The following is an 18,048-nucleotide window of genomic DNA, read 5'->3' as shown; positions in this document are numbered from 1 at the left end:
GCGACACGTCGCTCTTCCCGGAGGCCTTCAGGTGAACTCCTTCGTCCGCAGAACCGCGCACAAGACTCTCGTCGTGCAGCTGCAGGCGGGCGGCACGGGCCGTTGCCCCGTGCTCGCCCACCTGGGCTACGACGCGGCGGACCCGTTCGCCGTCACCGCGGTGTTCAGCCATGACGGCCGGGTGCTGGCGCGGTGGCGGCTGGACCGGGAGATGCTCGCCGAGGGCCTGCGCGGTCCGGTCGGAGTCGGGGACGTACGCCTCAGCCCCGTCTCGACCGGCGTCTGGGAGGAGCTCCGCATGGAGTTCTACGGCGACGCCCGCTCCGACGGCGGCCGCCAGCACGCCGTGGTCTTCGCCTGGGCCCCGGCGCTGGCGTCCTTCCTGCGCGAGACCCGCGAGATCGTGCCGCCGGGACAGGAAGAGGTCCGCGTGGACGACTTCCTGGCCTCGGTCATCGCGGGCGGCTGAGCCTGGAGGCGGGGACGGGGCTGACGCGCACGCGGGCCGAGTAGCCGTACTCATGCCGCCGTCGGCCCCCTGCCCCGACGATGAAGGCATGCTCACGACCGGCAGCTGGACGGGCTCCGCGTCACTTCGTCGTGTAGCGGCGCCGGGTCCACAGGGGGACCGCGAACCAGCACAGCAGGTACCAGGCCACCACTGCCGTGACGAGCCAGGGCACCCAGGAGTCGTGGGTCGCGACCCGCAGGATCAGCAGCAGGGCTGCCGTCATCGTCGTGAGCAGGAGAACCAGCCCCACGAAGGTCAGCCGGGAAGCGATCCGCACGGCCTGGGGTTTGATGCGCCGCCCCGAGACGAGGCGGTGCAGGGAGACCGGCCCGATGAGGGCTCCGGTGGCGCAGGAGCCGAGGACGACGGTCACGATGTAGATGACCTGGTCGGTGTGAGCGAGGTCGTCGTACTTGGGTGTGAACACCACGGTGAGCAGGAAGCCGAACAGGATCTGAACACCTGTCTGCGCGACGCGTATCTCCTGGATGAGCTCGCCCCACATGCGGTCCGCGCGCTCGTCCTCGGTCTCGTCGCGGCCCGTCCGTCTCACCGTCTCGACCATGCGGTACGGGTATCCGGTGACTGATCGTTCAAACAGCGCGGCTCCGGGAGCGGCGGGAAACCGCCTCCCGGAGCCGGGCGTGGGTCACCAGCGGTTCTCGACCTGGTCCTTGATCCGGCGGTCGTAGAGGTCCCGGACGGCCGCGAGGGTCTCGTCGGACAGCGGCGGCAGCTTGGCGGCGGCCGCGTTGGCGCGGGCCTGCTCGGGCGAGCGGGCGCCGGGGATGACGGTGGTGACGCCCGGCTGCTCGATGATCCACCGCAGGGCGAGCTGGGCCGGGGTGTAACCCTCGGGGGCGAGCGCGGAGAACTCGGCCGCGGCCTCGACCCCGGTCGTGTAGTCCACGCCGGAGAAGGTCTCGCCGACGTCGAAGGCCTCGCCGTGCCGGTTGTAGGCGCGGTGGTCGTTCTCCGGGAAGACCGTGTCCTTGGTGTACTTGCCGGACAGCAGGCCCGAGGCCAGCGGGACCCGCGCGATGATGCCGACGCCCGCCTCCCGCGCGGCGGGGAGCACCTCGCGCAGCGGCTTCATGCGGAAGGCGTTGAGGATGATCTGCACACTCGCCACACCCGGCCGGGCGATCGCCGTCAGTGCCTCCTCGCAGGTCTCGACGCTGACGCCGTAGTGGGCGATGCGCTCCTCCTCGACCAGGGTGTCGAGGGCGTCGAACACCTCGTCGGTGGAGTAGACGGGCGTCGGCGGGCAGTGCAGCTGGACCAGGTCGATGCGGTCGACGCCGAGGTTGCGGCGCGAACGGTCGTTCCAGGCGCGGAAGTTGTCGAGGACGTAGTTCTCCGGGATCTGGTCGAGCCGGCGGCCCATCTTCGTCGCGACCAGCACGTGCAGGTCGGGACGGCCACTGAGGAAGGTGGCGATGGTCTGCTCGCTGCGTCCGTCGCCGTACACGTCCGCCGTGTCGAAGAAGGTGACTCCCGACTCGGCCGCCGCCTCCAGCACCGAGAGGGCTTCCTTGTCGTCGACGTCCCCCCAGTCGGCCCCCAGCTGCCAGGTGCCGAGTCCAACTACGGATGCGTGCTGCTGCGACCTGCCGAATGTGCGCTCGTCCATGGCGTCAGTCTGTCATCCGTGACCGACCTGCGCGGAACGGGCCGCTCCGGGCCGACGTCGGTGAATTTTTCACTCACATGGGTGACACGCGTCGACGTAAGGCATGCACGTGTCAACGAGCGCCTAGCGTGATCCCGTGACTGATCGTTCAGTGAGCAACCATCCGCAGGACGACTCGTCCTGGTCCCGTCGCGGCTTCCTTCTCAGCGCCGCGGCCCTGGCCGCCGTACCGATTCTGCTGCCGGCGGACCCGGCGGCCGCGGCCGAGGAACTGCCCGACTTCCCGGCGGGCGTGGCCCTGCACCGTTCGGCGTACCGGAACTGGGTCGGCGAGATCACCGCCGACGGGCTGTGGGCCTGTGCCCCGACCGGCCCGGACCAGGTGGCCGAGGTCGTCAACTGGGCCTGGCGGCACGGCTGGCGGGTGCGCGCCCGGGGCTCCTCGCACGGCTGGTCGCCCCTCACCGTCACGGAGGGCACGGCGTCGGACGCGCCCGTCCTCCTCGTCGACACCGCCTCCCACCTCACCGGCCTGTCCCTGGACTCCGCCTCCGCCGTGCGGGCCGGCACCGGCGTCACGCTGGAGGCGCTGCTCACCTATCTGGAGCAGCACGGGCTCGGGGTCACCGCCGCGCCCGCCCCCGGCGACCTCACCCTGGGCGGCGCGCTGGCGGTCGACGCGCACGGCACGGCCGTTCCGGCCGACGGGGAGCAGCGGCTGCCGGGACAGACGTACGGCTCACTCAGCAATCGCATCCTGTCGTTGACGGCGGTGGTGTGGGACGAGGACAGCAGGGCGTACGGTCTGCGTGAGTTCAGCCGTGCCGAGGCCGACAGTGCCGCCCTGCTCACCCATCTCGGACGGGCCTTCGTCACCGAGGTCGTGCTGCGGGTCGGCGCCAACAGCAATCTGCGGTGTGTCAGCCGGGTCGACATCGCGGCGGCCGAGCTCTTCGCGGCTCCCGGTGGCGACGGGCGGACCTTCGCGAGCTTCCTGGAGGAGGCCGGGCGGGTCGAGGCGATCTGGTTCGCCTACACGGAGTTCCCGTGGCTGAAGGTGTGGAGCGTGGCTCCGACCAGGCCGCTGACCTCGCGGCGCGTGACCTCGCCGTACAACTATCCCTTCTCCGACAACGTTCCGACCCTGGTGGCGGATCTGGCCGGGCGGATGCTGTCGGAGGCGGCCTGGTATCTCGCGCCCGTGCTCGGGAACGCGCAGCTCGACGTGGCGACCGTGGGGCTCACGGCGACACTCTCGGCGGACATCTGGGGGCCGTCCAAGAACACGCTGCTCTACATCAAGCCGACGACGCTCAGGGTGACCGCGAACGGGTACGCGGTCCTGACGAGCCGGGACCAAGTGCAGCGTGTCGTCTCGGAGTTCACGGACTTCTACCGGGAGCGGCTCGCCGCGTACACCGCGCAGGGGCGGTTCCCTGTCAATGGAACGGTGGAGATCAGGGTGACCGGGCTCGATGATCCTGCCGAGGCCGAGCTGGAGGGGGCGCGGGCTCCGCTGCTCTCGGCGCTGCGGGCGGATCAGGCGCATCCCGAAAGGGACACGGCTGTGTGGCTGGACATCCTCACGCTGCCGGGGACGCCGTACGCGGAGGCCTTCCTGCGGGAGATCGAGCAGTTCCTCATCGATGGCTACGACGGGACTCGCGTCGAGTGGTCCAAGGGGTGGGCCTACACGGACGATGCCGTGTGGGAGGACGACGAGGTGCTGGGGACGGCCATTCCCGGTTCGTTCGGTGAGGCGGTGTGGGGCCAGGCCGCGGGGGTGCTGGACCGGCTCGATCCGCACGGCGTGTTCGGTAACGCCTTCCTGGACCGGTTGTTCCGTTAGGGCGTCAAGTGGGCCTGCACCGTGGGGGCGTACCGGTCCACCACGTCCTCCACGGCGGTCGCCCTCAGGTCGGTGCCCCGGGCGATGCCGTACATCACGCCCAGGCCCAGGAGGGTGCCCACCGCCAGTTCGGCGCGCAGGCCGGCCTCGGGGCCCTGCAGGCGCTCCGCGAGGCGTGCGACCACCTGGGAGCGGAAGTTGACGCGCAGGATGTCACCGTGTTCGCCCTGGACGGGAGCGAACGCGATCCGGAGCAGGGGGTCGGCGCCTCGCTCGATCTGGCCGGTGAGGACGTGGCGGACCATGTGACGGCCCAGTTCGTCCAGGGGGGCGTCGAGCAGGGCCGTCGCGTCGGACTCGAAGGACATGACGCGGGCGAAGAGGGCGTCCTTGTTGCCGAAGTACTTCACGATCAACGGCGGGCTGACTCCGGCGCGTTCGGCGACCGCCTTGAGGGTGATGTCGGCGTGGGGGGTGCGGGCCAGGAGATAGCGGGCAGCCCTGAGGATGGCGGCCTTGGTCGCCTCGGCGTCCCGGCGGGTGGAGGTGGTGGGGGGCGTAGTGCTCACGGCACTCATGCTCCCTCCATTGCCTCGTCCCGCGCGCCCCGGGTGCGGCCCTTGGCCCGGCGGGTCCCCTCGGGGGCGGAATCGCCGGGGATGGTCAGCGCCGCCGCGCACGCCGCGAGGGCGACCGCGCCCGCCATGGCGAAGGCCAGCAGGTAGCCGTGCAGGGTGGACACGAGCACGCCGCCGACCGGGCTGGTGTGGTGGACCAGTACCGCCGCGACCGCCGCGCTGGAGGTGGCCTGGCCGATGGTGCGCATCAGGACGTTGACGCCGTTGGCGGAGGCCGTCTGCTCGGCCGGTACGGCGCGCAGGATCAGCGTGGGCAGCGCCGAGTAGGCGAGGGTGGTGCCGGTGGCCACCACGGTCGCGCCCAGGATGATCATCCACAGATCGCGGCTGTCCGCGATGCGTACCGCGTAGCCGCAGGCGATGACCGCGGCGCCGAGGGCGAGCGTGATGCGCGGACCGCGGGAGGCGGAGATGCGGGCCGAGAGCGGTGAGAACAGGAGCATGGTGACTCCGCCCGGCAGCAGGCACAGGCCGGTGGCCACGATCGACAGGCCGAGTCCGTAGCCGGTGGCCTTCGGCGCCTGCACCAGCTGGGCCGTGACCAGGGAGTTGGCGTAGAACGCGAAGCCGGTGAGCAGGGCGGCCACATGGGACAGGCCCACGCGCGGCCGGGTGACCAGCCGCAGGTCGACCAGGGGCTGGTCGGTGCGCAGCTGGCGCCACCACCACAGGGCCAGGACGGCGACGGCCACCAGGAACAGACTCAGGACCCGGGGGCTGCCCCAGCCCCACTGCCCGCCCTGGGACACCCCGAGCAGCAGGCTCACCAGGCCCACGGCCAGTCCCAGGGCGCCCGCCACGTCGAAGCGGCCCGGCTGTCGCACCGGCGACTCGCGGACCGCCCACGCCACGGCCGTGACCCCCAGGGCGCCGAGGGCGCTGGTCATCCAGAACATGGTGTGCCAGTCGGCGTACTGGACGATCATCGCGGCCAGCGGCAGACCGAGCGCGGCGCCGATGCCGACCGTGGAGCTCATCATCGCGACCGCGGAACCCCGGCGCTCCGGCGGCAGTTCGTCGCGCAGGATGCTGATCGACAGCGGCACCACGGAGGCGGCGGCACCCTGCAGGGCGCGGGCCGCGATGAGCACGGTGATGTCGGACGACAGGGCGCACATCACCGAGCCGAGCGTCATCAGACCGAGGGCGCCGGTCAGCACCCGGCGCTTGCCGTACATGTCACCGGCACGGCCGAGCACCGGGGTGAGGACCGCACCGGCGAGCAGGGTCGCCGTGACCATCCAGGAGACGGCGCCGGGCGAGGAGTGGGTCAGCCGGGGCAGGTCCGGCAGCAGCGGGACGACGACGGTCTGCATGACGGCCATGAGCGTGCCGCACATCGCCAGCACCGGCACGGTGAGCCGGGTCCGCAGGCTTGCTCCGCGCGGCGGGGATATCGGGCCCTGCTGGTCCATCGGCGCTCCGGACTCGATACGGAAAGCTGGGTGAATGACAATTCACTCTAGCGGTGAATCGCCATTCACCCAATACCCCTTTCGGGGCCGCCAGGCTACTTTCGAGAAGCCAGCTCCCGTGCGTGCACGGTGCGCGCCACCCTCGGGCCGAGCCAGCGCTTGATCCTGCGCAGCGCCTCCAGCTGCCCGGCGGCCTTGTCGAGCCGGTAGTACAGCTGAGGCGGGACATGGGGCAGCAGCGGCGAGTGACGCTGGCCGAGCAGGGCGAACATCTGCTCCGGGGGCAGGCCGATGTAACGCGGCAGGTTCTCGTACCACTGGGCGCTGTAGCGGGCCGCGCTCTGGATGGAGAGCAGTTCCGACTTGCGCTGCCGCTCGTAGCGGTCGAGGGCCTGCGGAAGTTCGGTGTGCCGGCGCAGGGCGTCGGCCAGGGCGATGGCGTCCTCCAGGGCGAGGGTGGTACCGGCGCCGATGGAGTAGTGGGTGGTGTGGGCGGCGTCGCCAAGGAGGACGAGGTTGCCGCGATGCCAGGTGCGGTTGGTGAGGGTGCGGAAGCTGAGCCACTGGGCGCTGCCCGAGCCGGCGGAGCGGCCGATCAGGGGGTGGCCGTCGAGGACGTCGGCGAACAGCTTCTCCAGCAGGGCGAGTCCGTCGGCGTCGTTCGCACTGCCGAGGCCGAGGCCGGTCCACGTCTCGGGCGCACACTCGACGACGCAGGTGCTGCCCTCGGGGCCGAAGGGATAGCCGTAGCACCAGATCCAGCCGTGGTCGGTCTCGACGAAGGCGAAGGTGAAGGAGTCGAAGACCTTGCTGGTGCCGAGCCAGATGTAGCGGTTGCGGCCTTCCCTGATCTCGGCGCCGAAGTGGTCGGCGTGTCCGGTGCGCAGGGCGCTGTGCACGCCGTCGCCGGCCACGACGAGGTCGGCCTCGGGGAGGTTGCCGTCGGTGATCTCGTGCTCGAACTCCAGCCGCACCCCCAGCGAGCGGGCCCGCTCGGCGAGGATCTCCAGCAGGCGATGACGGCCGATGCCGAAGCCCGGGTCGCTGCCGCGCCGGGTGACCAGGTCCCGTACCCGGGCCTCGCCCTCGTTCCAGGTGACCGAGGCCTCCTCGATAGCGCGGGACGACTCGGGGTCGTGGGCGTGGAGCTTGTCGAGCAGTCCGCGCCAGTAGGTGACGCCCCAGCCGTAGGTCGAGCCCTCCGGGTTGCGCTCGTGGACAGTGATGTCGTGGGACGGGTCCTGCCGTTGCAGCAGGATCGAGAGATACAGACCGGCGGGCCCGCCGCCGACGCAGGCGACCTTCACACGCACCCCTAGTGATTACTCAAAGCGGTCGATTGGCAACGCAGAGTAGCAGCCGGAGATGCGCGACCCGCGCTTCGGATCACGTCACTTTCCGCACGTGAGGCGGGCCACTACCGGCGGGCCCACTCGCAAAGGATCACCGGAATCACGATCGGGACGAGAAGGAATTCCTCCGACCAGGCCCCCGAAAGCCCTCTCCACAGCAAGATCATCTTTGTTCAACACTGTACGACATGTTGGTAATTGTCTGGATCGCAGCCAACCGGTCACGGGTGATTTCTCCCGCTCCCGGCCGGGCCGATAGGCATGCGGAGTCCGTCGACTCAGGAGGTTCACCGCATGCCGGAACTCACCCGCCGTACCGCGCTCACCGCGACTGCCGCCTTCGCTGCAACGGCCGTCGCCGCCCCGCGCGCGTCCGCCGAAGAACACCACCACAGGGCACCGGAGGATTTCGACGAGGTCTACAAGGGCCGCCGGATACAGGGCCGGCCGGGAGGTCATCACGGATACGCCGTGACGGTCGACGGGAGGGACCTGCACGTGATGCGCAACGCCGACGGCAGCTGGATCAGCGTCGTCAGCCACTACGACCCGGTGCCCACCCCGCGCGCCGCCGCCCGGGCCGCCGTGGACGAGCTCCAGGGCGCACAGCTGCTGCCGTTCCCCGCCAACTGACCGCCCCGTACGCCTCTTTGGAGCATCCGCACATGACCGTCCGCAAGAACCAGGCAGCCCTGACCGCCGACGAGAAGCGGCGTTTCGTCGCCGCCGTCCTGGAGCTGAAGCGCAGCGGCCGCTACGACGCGTTCGTCACCACGCACAACGGTTTCATCATGTCCGATACCGACAACAGCGAGCGTACCGGCCACCGTTCGCCCTCCTTCCTGCCCTGGCACCGCAGATTCCTGCTCGACTTCGAGCGTGCCCTTCAGTCGGTGGACGCCTCGGTGGCACTCCCCTACTGGGACTGGAGCACCGACCGCTCCCCGCGCGCCTCGCTGTGGGGTCCCGACTTCCTCGGCGGCACCGGGCGCAGCCGGGACGGGCGGGTGATGGACGGCCCGTTCGCCGCCGCCGGCGGCAACTGGCCGATCAGCGTACGGGTCGACGGCCGTACGTATCTGCGGCGCTCGCTCGGCAGCGGCGTACGTGAGTTGCCGACCCGCGGCGAGGTGGAGTCGGTGCTGTCCATGGCGACGTACGACATGGCGCCCTGGAACAGCGCGTCGGACGGCTTCCGCAACCATCTGGAGGGGTGGCGCGGGGTCAATCTGCACAACCGGGTCCATGTCTGGGTGGGCGGGCAGATGGCGACCGGGGTCTCCCCCAACGATCCGGTGTTCTGGCTCCACCACGCCTATGTGGACAAGCTGTGGGCCGAGTGGCAGCGGCGGCATCCTGACTCCCGCTATGTCCCGGCCGGCGGAACACCCGATGTCGTCGACCTCGACGAGCCCATGCGGCCGTGGAACGACGAGCGCCCCTCGGACCTGCTGGACCACACCCGTCACTACGCCTTCGACAGCGAGTAACGGTTGTCTCGTCCGGTTTGCCCAACAGGTCGTGCGGTACCCGCGCCGTACACACCGAGAAGACGAAGGAGGGATTCACCCGTGTCGCAGGTCGAGGAATCCATCGAGGTCGGCGTGCCGGTGCACACCGCCTACAACCAGTGGACGCAGTTCGAGACCTTCCCCGAGTTCATGAGCGGGGTCGAGCGCATCGAACAGCGCACCGACACGCTCACGCACTGGGTGACCAACGTCAACGGGGTGCACAGGGAGTTCGACGCGGAGATCACCGAGCAGATCCCGGACGAGCGGGTCGCGTGGACCACGATCGCCGGCGAGGCCAAGCAGGCGGGTGCGGTGACCTTCCACCGCCTCGACGACGCCCACACCAAGGTGATGCTCCAGATGGACTTCCATCCTGACACCATCACCGAGAAGGTCGGCGACAAGCTGGGGTTCGTGAAGCGGCAGACCAAGGGCGACCTGGAGCGCTTCAAGACGTTCATCGAGGAGCGTGGTCAGGAGACCGGCGAGTGGCGCGGGGCGGTCATCTGACCCTCGCGCTCCGACCGGCCGCTAACCGGCCGCTTCCGTACGGCACTCCGGGTGCCCCCAGCCCTGGGCGTTCTTCGCGATCGGCTCGCCCGCCGCATAGGAACGTCCGCACAGGCACCGGCCGGGGAACTTGGCCTTGATCGTACGAGGAGACGAACCGCCGCTCCGCTTGGGCGACTTGGCCCGGGCGGGGCGGTCGGCTTTCGGGGTGTCCGGCGACGGCGGCGGCTGCGGGGAGCCGAGTTCGCTGCTCGCGGGCTCCTGGACGATCGCCGCCTGGCTGGCCGCGCGGTCGGCGAAGTCGTTCAGCGGGTCGCCGTCGACCTGATGGGCGGGGACGTAACGGAACTCGACCGAACGCCCGTCGAGCAGTTCGTCGATCCGGACCACCAGCTCCTGGTTGGCGACCGGCTTGCCCGCGGAGGTCTTCCAGCCGTTGCGCTTCCACCCGGGCAGCCAGGTGGTGACGGCCTTCATGGCGTACTGCGAGTCCATCCGGATCTCGAGCGGCACTTCCGGGTCGGTCGCCGCCAGCAGCCGCTCCAGTGCGGTGAGTTCGGCGACGTTGTTGGTGGCCCTGCCGAGCGGCCCGGCCTCCCAGCGGTCCGGCGTCTCCGACGCGTCGGCGATGACCCAGGCCCAGGCCGCGGGTCCCGGATTTCCCTTCGAAGCGCCGTCGCACGCGGCCACCAGTCGTTCACGCATGCGCTCGATCATGCCATGAGCGGACGGTGCTCCTTCACTCCACCGTGACCACCGTGGCCACGACCCTGCGGACCTCCCCGTCCCCGGGTGGCGCCCCTTCCGTGTCGGCGAAGAGGAGATGCGCCGCCCCGATCAGCGCGGGGGCGAGCAGGTCCACCTCGGCGTCTGCCGGGACGCGCCCCAGGTCGCGCTCCGCGGCGAGATAGCCGGCCACCATCGCCGTCGCCTCCCGCAGCACCGGCACTCCCCCACCCCTCGCCTCGCGCAACCGGGCCCGCAGGGCGTCGCGCGCGATGACCAGGCCGACGATCCGCAGCGCGATCGTCCCGAAGAGGTCGGTCAGGGCCGCGGTGAGGTTGTCGACGACGGCACCGCTCCCCGCCGATTCGCGCAGGGCCCGCGAGCGGGCCTCGATACGCCCGATGCGGTCGAGCACCAGCTCGGCGAGAAACGCGTCGAAGTCCTCGAAGTGGCGGTGCAGAACCCCCTTCGCGACCCCCGCCTCGGTGGTGACCGCCCGGCTGGTCAGCGCGTTCGCCCCGTCCCGCAGCAGGATCCGCTCGGCGGCGTCGAACAACTGCTCCCGCACATCGCGGATGGCGATCCCTGTCGGCACGGCCCACCTCACTCCTTCTCGAACATCCTCCCTGATTCTTGTCGAGTGGGCATGCGCCCACTTAGAGTGGGCGCATGCCCACTCCAGCTCAGGAACAGCAGTCGCACACCCAGCGCGCCATCGCCGAGTCGTACGGCGCGGACGCCGCGCGCTACGACCGGACCCGCCCCCGTTATCCCGACGCCCTGGTGGAGCGCATCGCCGCCGGGAGTCCCGGCCCGGATGTCCTGGACGTCGGCACGGGCACCGGTATCGCCGGGCTGGCGTTCCGGGCGCACGGCTGCCGGGTGCTCGGGGTGGAGCCCGACGCCCGGATGGCCGCGTTCGCGCGTCACAAGGGGCTCGACGTCGAAGTCGCCAAGTTCGAGGACTGGGATCCTGCGGGCCGCGACTTCGACGCGGTGGTGGCGGGGACCGTCTGGCACTGGGTCGACCCCGTCGCCGGTGCGCACCGGGCGGCCCGGGCGCTGCGGCCCGGCGGACGGCTGGCCCTCTTCTGGAACGCCTTCCAGCCCGCGCACGACGTGGCCGAGGCGTTCACCGAGGCGTACGCCCGGGCCGTGCCCGGCATGCCGATGGACTGGCGCCGGATGACCGGCCCGGACGCCTACGCGGGCGTCTGCGCCACCTCGGCCGACGGGATCCGCAAGGCGGCCGCTTTCGGTGAGCCGGAGGAGTGGCGCTTCGAGTGGGACCGGGTCTACACCCGCGAGGAGTGGCTGGACCAGGTACCCACCTTCGGCGGCCACGGGCAGTTGCCCGCCGAGAAGCTCGACGCCCTGCTCAGCGGTCTCGGTGACGCCGTCGACGCGATGGGCGGGAGCTTCTCGATGCACTACACCGCCGTGGTGGTCACGGCAGTACGCACCAGCTAGGGCACGTCCGAGATCTGGGGCATGTCGCCCTGGGTCGTCGTCACGTCGATCACCGAGAAGCTCGCGCCCTGCGGATCACTGAGGGCGGCGAACCGGCCGAACGGCGAGTCCATGGGCCCGAAGCGCAGGATGCCGCCGAGCTTGGTGGCGCGAGCGACGGCGTCGTCGCAGTTGTCGACGGTGAAGTAGACGTTGATGTACGCCGGCACCTCGGGCGGGAAGTCGTCCGTCATCTTCATGCGACCGAGGACGGTGTTGTCGCCGAGGTTGAACATACGGAAGTCGACGGCGTCGTCCTGCATCTGCCGGGCGCTGTAGCCGAAGACGGCCGGGAAGAACGCGTCGGACTTCTCGGGTTCGCGGGTGTAGACCTCGGCCCAGCAGAACGCCCCCGTCTGCTCGGGCGGCGCCTCGAAGCCCTCATGGGTGCCTGCCTGCCACACGCCGAAGACGACGCCGCTCGGGTCGCGGCCCAGACACATCGTGCCGAAGTCGCCGACCTGCATGGGTTCCATGAGCAGCTCGCCGCCGTTGTCACGGATCTTGCCGGCGGTGGCGGAGACATCTGCCGACGCGAAGTACAGGCACCACTGCGAATGGCCCTCCTGACCGGGCATCGGCGGCACGACGGCGGCGACGGCCTTCCCGTCCGCGTAGGCCTGCGTGTAGTTGCCGAACTCCGACGACGCCTCGCCGAAGGTCCAGCCGAGAACGTCGCCGTAGAAGCTCTTGGCCCCCTCGACGTCGCTGAACATCGCATCGGCCCAACAGGGGGTTCCCTCAGGTTGTACGGCCATGATCTGGGCCTTTCCCGAATCGGTGGTCGGTCCGACTCCACACGCTAGTCACGGGTGCGCCCGACCGCGCGTCGAACGGACGATTCCGCTTCAGACTGGACAGAAAGGACACTCTCCGAGGGCGGGAACTTCCATGACGATGCGGGCGTGGTCGGTGGCGGCTCCGGGACCGGTCGAGGAAGGCGGTCTCCGGTTCGTCGTACGGCCGGTGCCGGTGCCGGGCGACGACGAACTTCTCGTGCACGTGCGCGCGTGCGGAGTGTGCCGCACCGATCTGCACGTCAGCGAGGGGGATCTGCCGGTGCACCGGCCGGGGGTCACGCCCGGGCACGAGGTCGTCGGCGTGGTGGCCGGGCTCGGTGCGGCGGTGCGCGGCTTCGAGGCGGGTGAGCGGGTGGGGGTGGCCTGGCTGCGGCGGACCGACGGGACGTGCGCGTACTGCGTGCGCGGGTCCGAGAACCTGTGCCCGGCCTCCCGGTACACGGGCTGGGACGCCGACGGCGGCTACGCGGAGTACACGGTCGTACCGGCCGCCTTCGCCTACCGGCTGCCCGGCGGGCTCGACGACGTGGCGCTCGCTCCCCTGCTGTGCGCGGGGATCATCGGCCACCGGGCGCTGCGGCGGGCCTCGCTGCCACCGGGCGGGCGTCTCGGGCTGTACGGCTTCGGGGGCAGCGCCCATCTGTGCGCACAGGTGGCACTGGCCGAGGGTGCCACCGTGCACGTCCTGACCCGTGGTGCGGCCGCTCGGACGCTGGCGCTGCAGCTGGGAGCCGCTTCGGCGCGGGACGCCTACGAGATGCCTCCCGAGCCGCTGGACAGCGCGATCCTCTTCGCGCCGGTGGGTGACCTGGTCCCCCTGGCACTACGGGCCCTCGACCGGGGTGGGGTGCTGGCGATCGCCGGGATCCACCTCAGCGACGTGCCCGCGCTGCACTACGAGAGCGAGCTGTTCTACGAGAAGCAGGTGCGCAGCGTCACCTCCAACACCCGTGAGGACGGCCGGGAGTTCCTGGCCCTGGCTGCCCGGCACGGTGTGCGCGCGACCACGCACACGTATCCGCTGTCGGAGGCCGACCGGGCGCTGCGGGACCTGAAGGCGGGGCGCTTCGACGGGGCGGCCGTACTGGTGAACGACCTGTCCTGAGGAGCGCGGGGGCACTCATGGTGCGCCGACTGCCTCACCCGCAAGGTTTACACCTTCACGACCGTGAAGCCGCCCCCTTCACGCCCTGATCAGGAGGCCGCCCCAGCTGTTTGGCTGAACCTCGCGCAAGGCCAGCCCGCTCACCTCCCAGGAGGGAATGTGTCCACACCGGACAGCGCCACCGGCCCCGCCGTCGACGAACCCGACCCCCCGTCCGAAGACCGGCTCACCAGCCTCAGCACCACGGCCGCCCGGCAACTCGCCACCACCACCAAGTCCGAACCCCAGATGCAGGCCATCAGCTCCCGCTGGCTGCTGCGCATGCTGCCGTGGGTGGACGTGAAGGGCGGCACCTACCGGGTCAACCGGCGCCTCCAGCTCCGGGTGGGCCGGGGCCGGGTGCAGTTCGAGCAGAACGGCGCCGACGACATCAGGGTCATCCCCCAGACACTCACCGAACTCCCCGCTCTGCGCGGCTACTCCGACACCGAGGTCCTCAAGGAGATCGCGACCCGCTTCCGGGTCCGGGACATCCGCGCCGGCCAGGTCCTGGTCGAGGCCGGGCAGCCGGTCACGGAGGCCTACCTCGTCGTGCACGGCCGCTTCACCCGCTTCACCGAGGGCAAGTACGGCGAGGAGGAGATCGTCGGTGTCGTCACCGACGGCGCCCAGATGGGCGACGAGGCCATAGGACAGCCCGATCCGCTGTGGCTGAGCTCGGTCCGGGCCGAGACCGCGGGCGTGGTGCTGGCCCTGCCCTGGTCGGTGGTCACCGAGTTCACCGAGCGGGTGCCGTCCCTCGCGGCCCATCTGGAGGCCTACGCGCGGCGCCAGAGCCTGCCGATGAACCGCAAGGGCGAGGCCGACGTCCCCGTCCAGGCGGGCCACGTCGGGGAGCCGACGATCAACGGCGGCTATGTCGACTACGAACTCGCCCCGCGCGAGTACGAGTTGTCCCTCACCCAGACCGTGCTGCGGGTCCACACCCGGGTCGCCGACCTCTACAACAACCCGATGGACCAGACCGAGCAGCAACTCCGGCTCACCATCGAGGAGATCCGCGAGCGCCAGGAGTGGGAGCTGGTCAACAACCGGGAGTTCGGGTTGCTGCACAACGCCGACCACGGCCAGCGCGTCAGCACCTTCACCGGGCCGCCGACCCCCGACGACATGGACGAACTGCTCGCCATGCGCCGCAAGACCAAGCTGTTCCTGGCCCATCCGAAGGCCATCGCGGCATTCTTCCGGCAGTGCAACCGGCGCGGTCTGGTGCCGGGCACGGCGAGCGTCGAGGGGCACGAGATCCCCGCCTGGCGGGGGGTGCCGATCTTCCCCTGCAACAAGATCCCGGTCAGCCCGCAGCACACCAGCAGCATCATCGCGCTGCGCACCGGGGAGGGCGACCAGGGTGCCATCGGGCTCTACCAGACCGGCATCCCCGAGGAGTACCAACCCGGCCTGAACGTACGGTTCATGGGCATCGACACCAACTCGATCATCCGCTACCTCGTCACCGCCTACTACTCGATGGCCATCCTCGTGCCCGACGCGGTCGGGATCCTGGAGAGCGCCCAGATCGGCCGGACGGCCGAGTGACCGCGATGAACACCCAGTCCCTGCCGGGGCCGCCCGACATCGCGAGCACCCTGCGCGCCGGCCGGCCCGGCGGGGCGATCCCCGGCCTGAGGTACCGGAAGGTCGCCCCCGCCGACCCGGTGAAGGCCGCGGAGATCGACCGCAGGCTGGAAGCCTGGGCCAGACGCCTGGATCTGTTCCCCGAGGCGTGGAAGGGGGATTTCTCCGGGTTCCAGTTCGGCCGGGCCGTGGTGCTTCAGCACCCGGAGGCGGCCGATTCGGAACGCCTCACCGTGGCCGGGAAGCTGCTCCTCGCGGAGAACATCGTCGACAACTGCTACTGCGAGGAGGACGAGGACAAGGGCGGTTCGCGCAGCGGCCTCGGCGGACGGCTGGTCCTGGCCCAGGCGGCACTCGACCCGTACCACGGCCCGCCCGACCTCCAGGCGCAGTGGCTGAGCGGAGTGCAGGCCGACGGGCCGCTCAGGTCGTACCACTGGGCCCTCAAGGACTACGCCGTCATCGCCACTCCCAGCCAGACCGACCGGTTCCTGCACGACATCGCCCGGCTCCATCTCGGCTATCTGGGCGAGGCCGCCTGGGGCGAGACCCGGTACATGCCCCGGGTATGGGAGTACCTGGTGATGCGGCAGTTCAACAACTTCCGTCCCTGTCTGTCGATCGTCGACGCGGTCGACGGCTGGGAACTGCCCGAGGCGGTGTACGCCCGCCCCGAGATCCAGCGCCTCACCGCACTCGCCGGCAACGCCACCACCCTCGTCAACGACCTGTACTCCTTCACCAAGGAACTGGCCGACCCCACCCATCTCAACCTGCCCCAGGTCATCGCCGCGAACGAGCGGTGCGGGCTCAAGGCCGCTTATCTGAAGGCCGTCGAGATCCACAACCGGATCATGGAAGCCTTCGAAGAGGAGTCGGCCCTGCTCTCCGCCACCTCACCGCTCGTGGAGCGCTACACCCGGAGCCTGTCCGACTGGGTGGCCGGCAACCACGAGTGGCACGCCACCAACAGCAACCGCTACCACCTGCCCAACTACTGGTGAAGCGCGACCGCATGACGGGACGTCACACGCACCAGCACGAGGAGTCACCGTTGACCACCGCCCCCCACGCCGGCACCCGGACCCTTTCCGTGCCGACCCAGTCGACGTACCAGACCCGAGTCGCGGACTACTGGAACGCCGAGGAGAACCCGGTCAACCTCGAACTCGGAAAACTCGACGACCTCTACCACCACCACTACGGCGTCGGAGAGGCCGACCGCTCCGTCCTCGACGAACCCGATCCGGTACGGCGGCGGGAGCGGATCACCGCCGAACTGCACCGCCTCGAACACGCCCAGGCCGAACTCCTCGCCGCCCGGCTCGGCCCGCTGCGTCCCGAGGACCGAGTCTTCGACGCGGGGTGCGGGCGCGGCGGCGGCAGTGTCGTGGCGCATCTGCTCCACGGCTGCCACGCCGACGGCGTCACCATCTCCGAGAAGCAGGCGGAGTTCGCCAACGCCCAGGCCCGTAAGCGGGGCATCGACGACCGGGTGCGCTACCACCACCGCAACATGCTCGACACCGGGCTGCCCTCCGGGGCCTACGCGGCCTCCTGGAACAACGAGTCGACCATGTACGTCGAGCTGGACCTGCTGTTCGCCGAGCACGCGCGGCTGCTGCGCCGCGGCGGACGCTATGTGGTGATCACCGGCTGCTACAACGACACCTACGGGCAGGCCTCCCGCGAGGTCTCGCTCATCAACGCCCACTACATCTGCGACATCCATCCCCGCTCGGCGTACTTCCGCGCCATGGCCCGCAACCGGCTGGTGCCGGTGCACGTGGAGGACCTCACCGAGGCGGCCCTGCCCTACTGGGAGCTGCGCAAGGAGGCCGACCACCTGGTGACGGGAATCGAGGACACCTTCCTGACCGCCTACCGGAACGGCAGTTTCCAGTACCTGCTCATCGCGGCCGACCGCGTGTGAACCTGAGGACCGTACGCGTCCGCGCCGGGGCATTCGCTCCGGCGCGGACGCGTACGGCGGTTTCGCGATCCCCGCACCGCACGTGCCCGCGCCGGAACTCCCCCGGGCGGCTCCCCCCTTGAACCGTGGCACTTACTGTTCTACCTTCGCCACATGGTCTGGGCATCAACGCCCGCTCATCAGCGACACAACGGGCGGGTGCCGGGCGGGCCAGGTGATGTGGGATGCGCCCGCACCTCGCCCTGATCGAGGACGAGCCCGACTTCGCACTGATGTGCCGTTCCTATCTGGAGCGGGCCGGATTCACCGTCACCTGGGCCATGGACGCCCGCGCCGGAAAGTCCGTGCTCCACGAGAGCCGCGTGGACCTGGCGATCCTGGACCTGGGCCTCCCGGACGGCAGCGGCCTCGAGCTGCTGCGGGCGCTCAGGTCGACGAGCCGGCTCCCGGTCATCGTGGTCTCGGGACGCGGCGCGGAGGCGGACCGGGTGGCGGGGCTGGAGATCGGCGCGGACGACTACCTGGTCAAGCCGTTCTCCCAGCGCGAGCTGGTGGCCCGTATCCATGCGGTGCTGCGCCGCTCCCGACCGCCGGACGTGCCGACGGTGATCCAGGCCGGCTCCCTGTTCGTGGACACGGCGGCGCGGCGGGCCTCCGTCGACGGCGTCGTGCTGACTCTGCGCCCCAAGGAGTTCGCCCTGCTGGAGATGCTGGCCGCCGCGCCCGGCCGGGTGTTCTCGGCGGAGCAGTTGCTGGAGCGGATCTGGGGTTCGTCCTGGCAGCAGTCCGCGACCGTCATCGAGCATGTGTACCGGCTGCGCGGCAAACTCGCCGCACTGCCCGCCCCCGCACCGCGGATCACCACGGTCCGCGGCTTCGGCTACCGCCTCGACCCCTGAGACACCGGCCCGGCCAGGA

19 protein-coding genes are annotated in these 18,048 nt (G+C 70.5%); 11 read left to right on the top strand and 8 right to left on the bottom strand.

Translation table 11 applies throughout. The features are described from left to right. The first annotated feature begins 31 nt into the window (after window positions 1–31). Window positions 32–469 carry an SsgA family sporulation/cell division regulator gene (locus M2157_RS44335; protein WP_266520182.1) on the top strand — a complete coding sequence of 146 codons (438 nt, stop codon included), beginning with the start codon at window positions 32–34 and terminating at the stop codon, window positions 467–469. A 121-nt stretch (window positions 470–590) separates the two neighbouring features. Here M2157_RS44335 and M2157_RS44330 read toward each other — a convergent pair whose 3' ends face one another. Then, window positions 591–1,076 (bottom strand): DUF6328 family protein, encoded by a 486-nt coding sequence (locus M2157_RS44330; protein WP_280868022.1) that lies wholly within the window; start codon window positions 1,074–1,076, stop codon window positions 591–593. Window positions 1,077–1,160: 84 nt separating this feature from the next. Further along, entirely contained in the window at window positions 1,161–2,144 is a 984-nt protein-coding gene (locus M2157_RS44325; protein WP_280868021.1) for an aldo/keto reductase, read from the bottom strand. Between the two features lie 151 nt (window positions 2,145–2,295). Between M2157_RS44325 and M2157_RS44320 the strand changes: the two genes are divergently transcribed. After that, entirely contained in the window at window positions 2,296–3,993 is a 1,698-nt protein-coding gene (locus M2157_RS44320; RefSeq protein ID WP_280868361.1) for a cholesterol oxidase substrate-binding domain-containing protein, read from the top strand. On the opposite strand, the gene M2157_RS44315 is transcribed toward M2157_RS44320, so the two are convergent. From M2157_RS44315 to M2157_RS44305, 3 genes are all read right to left on the bottom strand, one after another. Then, entirely contained in the window at window positions 3,990–4,571 is a 582-nt protein-coding gene (locus M2157_RS44315; RefSeq protein WP_280855484.1) for a TetR family transcriptional regulator, read from the bottom strand. The two genes, M2157_RS44320 and M2157_RS44315, sit on opposite strands and share 4 nt — an antisense overlap. Further along, on the bottom strand, window positions 4,568–6,046 hold the full coding sequence (locus M2157_RS44310; protein ID WP_280868020.1) for an MFS transporter: 1,479 nt from the start codon (window positions 6,044–6,046) through the stop codon (window positions 4,568–4,570). The genes M2157_RS44315 and M2157_RS44310 overlap by 4 nt, the downstream gene beginning before the upstream one ends. Before the next feature lie 95 nt (window positions 6,047–6,141). After that, complete coding sequence (locus tag M2157_RS44305) at window positions 6,142–7,353, bottom strand: FAD-dependent monooxygenase (protein WP_280868019.1); 1,212 nt, start codon at window positions 7,351–7,353, stop codon at window positions 6,142–6,144. 339 nt (window positions 7,354–7,692) lie between these two features. Here M2157_RS44305 and M2157_RS44300 point away from each other — a divergent pair, with 339 nt between their 5' ends. From M2157_RS44300 to M2157_RS44290, 3 genes are all read left to right on the top strand, one after another. Beyond that, a complete protein-coding gene (locus tag M2157_RS44300) occupies window positions 7,693–8,031 on the top strand; it encodes a tyrosinase cofactor (RefSeq protein ID WP_280868018.1) in 339 nt (112 codons plus the stop codon). Window positions 8,032–8,063: 32 nt separating this feature from the next. Further along, on the top strand, window positions 8,064–8,888 hold the full coding sequence (locus M2157_RS44295) for a tyrosinase family protein (protein WP_280868017.1): 825 nt from the start codon (window positions 8,064–8,066) through the stop codon (window positions 8,886–8,888). A gap of 81 nt (window positions 8,889–8,969) precedes the next feature. Beyond that, on the top strand, window positions 8,970–9,422 hold the full coding sequence (locus M2157_RS44290; RefSeq protein WP_069758491.1) for an SRPBCC family protein: 453 nt from the start codon (window positions 8,970–8,972) through the stop codon (window positions 9,420–9,422). Between the two features lie 21 nt (window positions 9,423–9,443). Here M2157_RS44290 and M2157_RS44285 read toward each other — a convergent pair whose 3' ends face one another. Together M2157_RS44285 and M2157_RS44280 are read right to left on the bottom strand one after the other, a co-directional pair. After that, window positions 9,444–10,139, bottom strand: a complete 696-nt coding sequence (locus M2157_RS44285) for a ribonuclease H (RefSeq protein ID WP_280868016.1) — start codon at window positions 10,137–10,139, stop codon at window positions 9,444–9,446. Window positions 10,140–10,161: 22 nt separating this feature from the next. Then, window positions 10,162–10,743, bottom strand: coding sequence for a TetR family transcriptional regulator (locus M2157_RS44280; protein ID WP_280868015.1), 582 nt, complete (start codon window positions 10,741–10,743; stop codon window positions 10,162–10,164). Between the two features lie 74 nt (window positions 10,744–10,817). Between M2157_RS44280 and M2157_RS44275 the strand changes: the two genes are divergently transcribed. Further along, a complete protein-coding gene (locus M2157_RS44275) occupies window positions 10,818–11,618 on the top strand; it encodes a class I SAM-dependent methyltransferase (protein ID WP_280855491.1) in 801 nt (266 codons plus the stop codon). Here M2157_RS44275 and M2157_RS44270 read toward each other — a convergent pair. Beyond that, entirely contained in the window at window positions 11,615–12,415 is an 801-nt protein-coding gene (locus M2157_RS44270; RefSeq protein ID WP_280855492.1) for a VOC family protein, read from the bottom strand. The genes M2157_RS44275 and M2157_RS44270 overlap by 4 nt on opposite strands. A 139-nt stretch (window positions 12,416–12,554) precedes the next feature. On the opposite strand from M2157_RS44270, the gene M2157_RS44265 reads away from it, so the two are divergent. From M2157_RS44265 to M2157_RS44245, 5 genes are all read left to right on the top strand, one after another. Beyond that, window positions 12,555–13,562, top strand: coding sequence for a zinc-binding alcohol dehydrogenase family protein (locus M2157_RS44265; protein WP_280868360.1), 1,008 nt, complete (start codon window positions 12,555–12,557; stop codon window positions 13,560–13,562). A 159-nt stretch (window positions 13,563–13,721) separates the two neighbouring features. Continuing rightward, window positions 13,722–15,158 carry a family 2B encapsulin nanocompartment shell protein gene (locus tag M2157_RS44260; RefSeq protein WP_280868014.1) on the top strand — a complete coding sequence of 479 codons (1,437 nt, stop codon included), beginning with the start codon at window positions 13,722–13,724 and terminating at the stop codon, window positions 15,156–15,158. 5 nt (window positions 15,159–15,163) lie between these two features. Further along, window positions 15,164–16,201: a family 2 encapsulin nanocompartment cargo protein terpene cyclase gene (locus M2157_RS44255; RefSeq protein ID WP_280868013.1), complete on the top strand. Its 1,038-nt coding sequence runs from the start codon at window positions 15,164–15,166 to the stop codon at window positions 16,199–16,201. 50 nt (window positions 16,202–16,251) lie between these two features. Continuing rightward, the gene (locus M2157_RS44250) at window positions 16,252–17,130 is read left to right on the top strand and encodes a geranyl diphosphate 2-C-methyltransferase (RefSeq protein WP_280868012.1); all 879 of its coding nucleotides are present in this window, start codon (window positions 16,252–16,254) and stop codon (window positions 17,128–17,130) included. Between the two features lie 224 nt (window positions 17,131–17,354). After that, window positions 17,355–18,029: a response regulator transcription factor gene (locus M2157_RS44245; RefSeq protein WP_280868011.1), complete on the top strand. Its 675-nt coding sequence runs from the start codon at window positions 17,355–17,357 to the stop codon at window positions 18,027–18,029. The last annotated feature ends 19 nt before the right edge of the window (window positions 18,030–18,048 follow it).

Source organism: Streptomyces sp. SAI-127, assembly GCF_029894425.1.
GTDB lineage: Bacteria > Actinomycetota > Actinomycetes > Streptomycetales > Streptomycetaceae > Streptomyces.
This window is presented reverse-complemented; position numbering and strand designations above follow the sequence as displayed.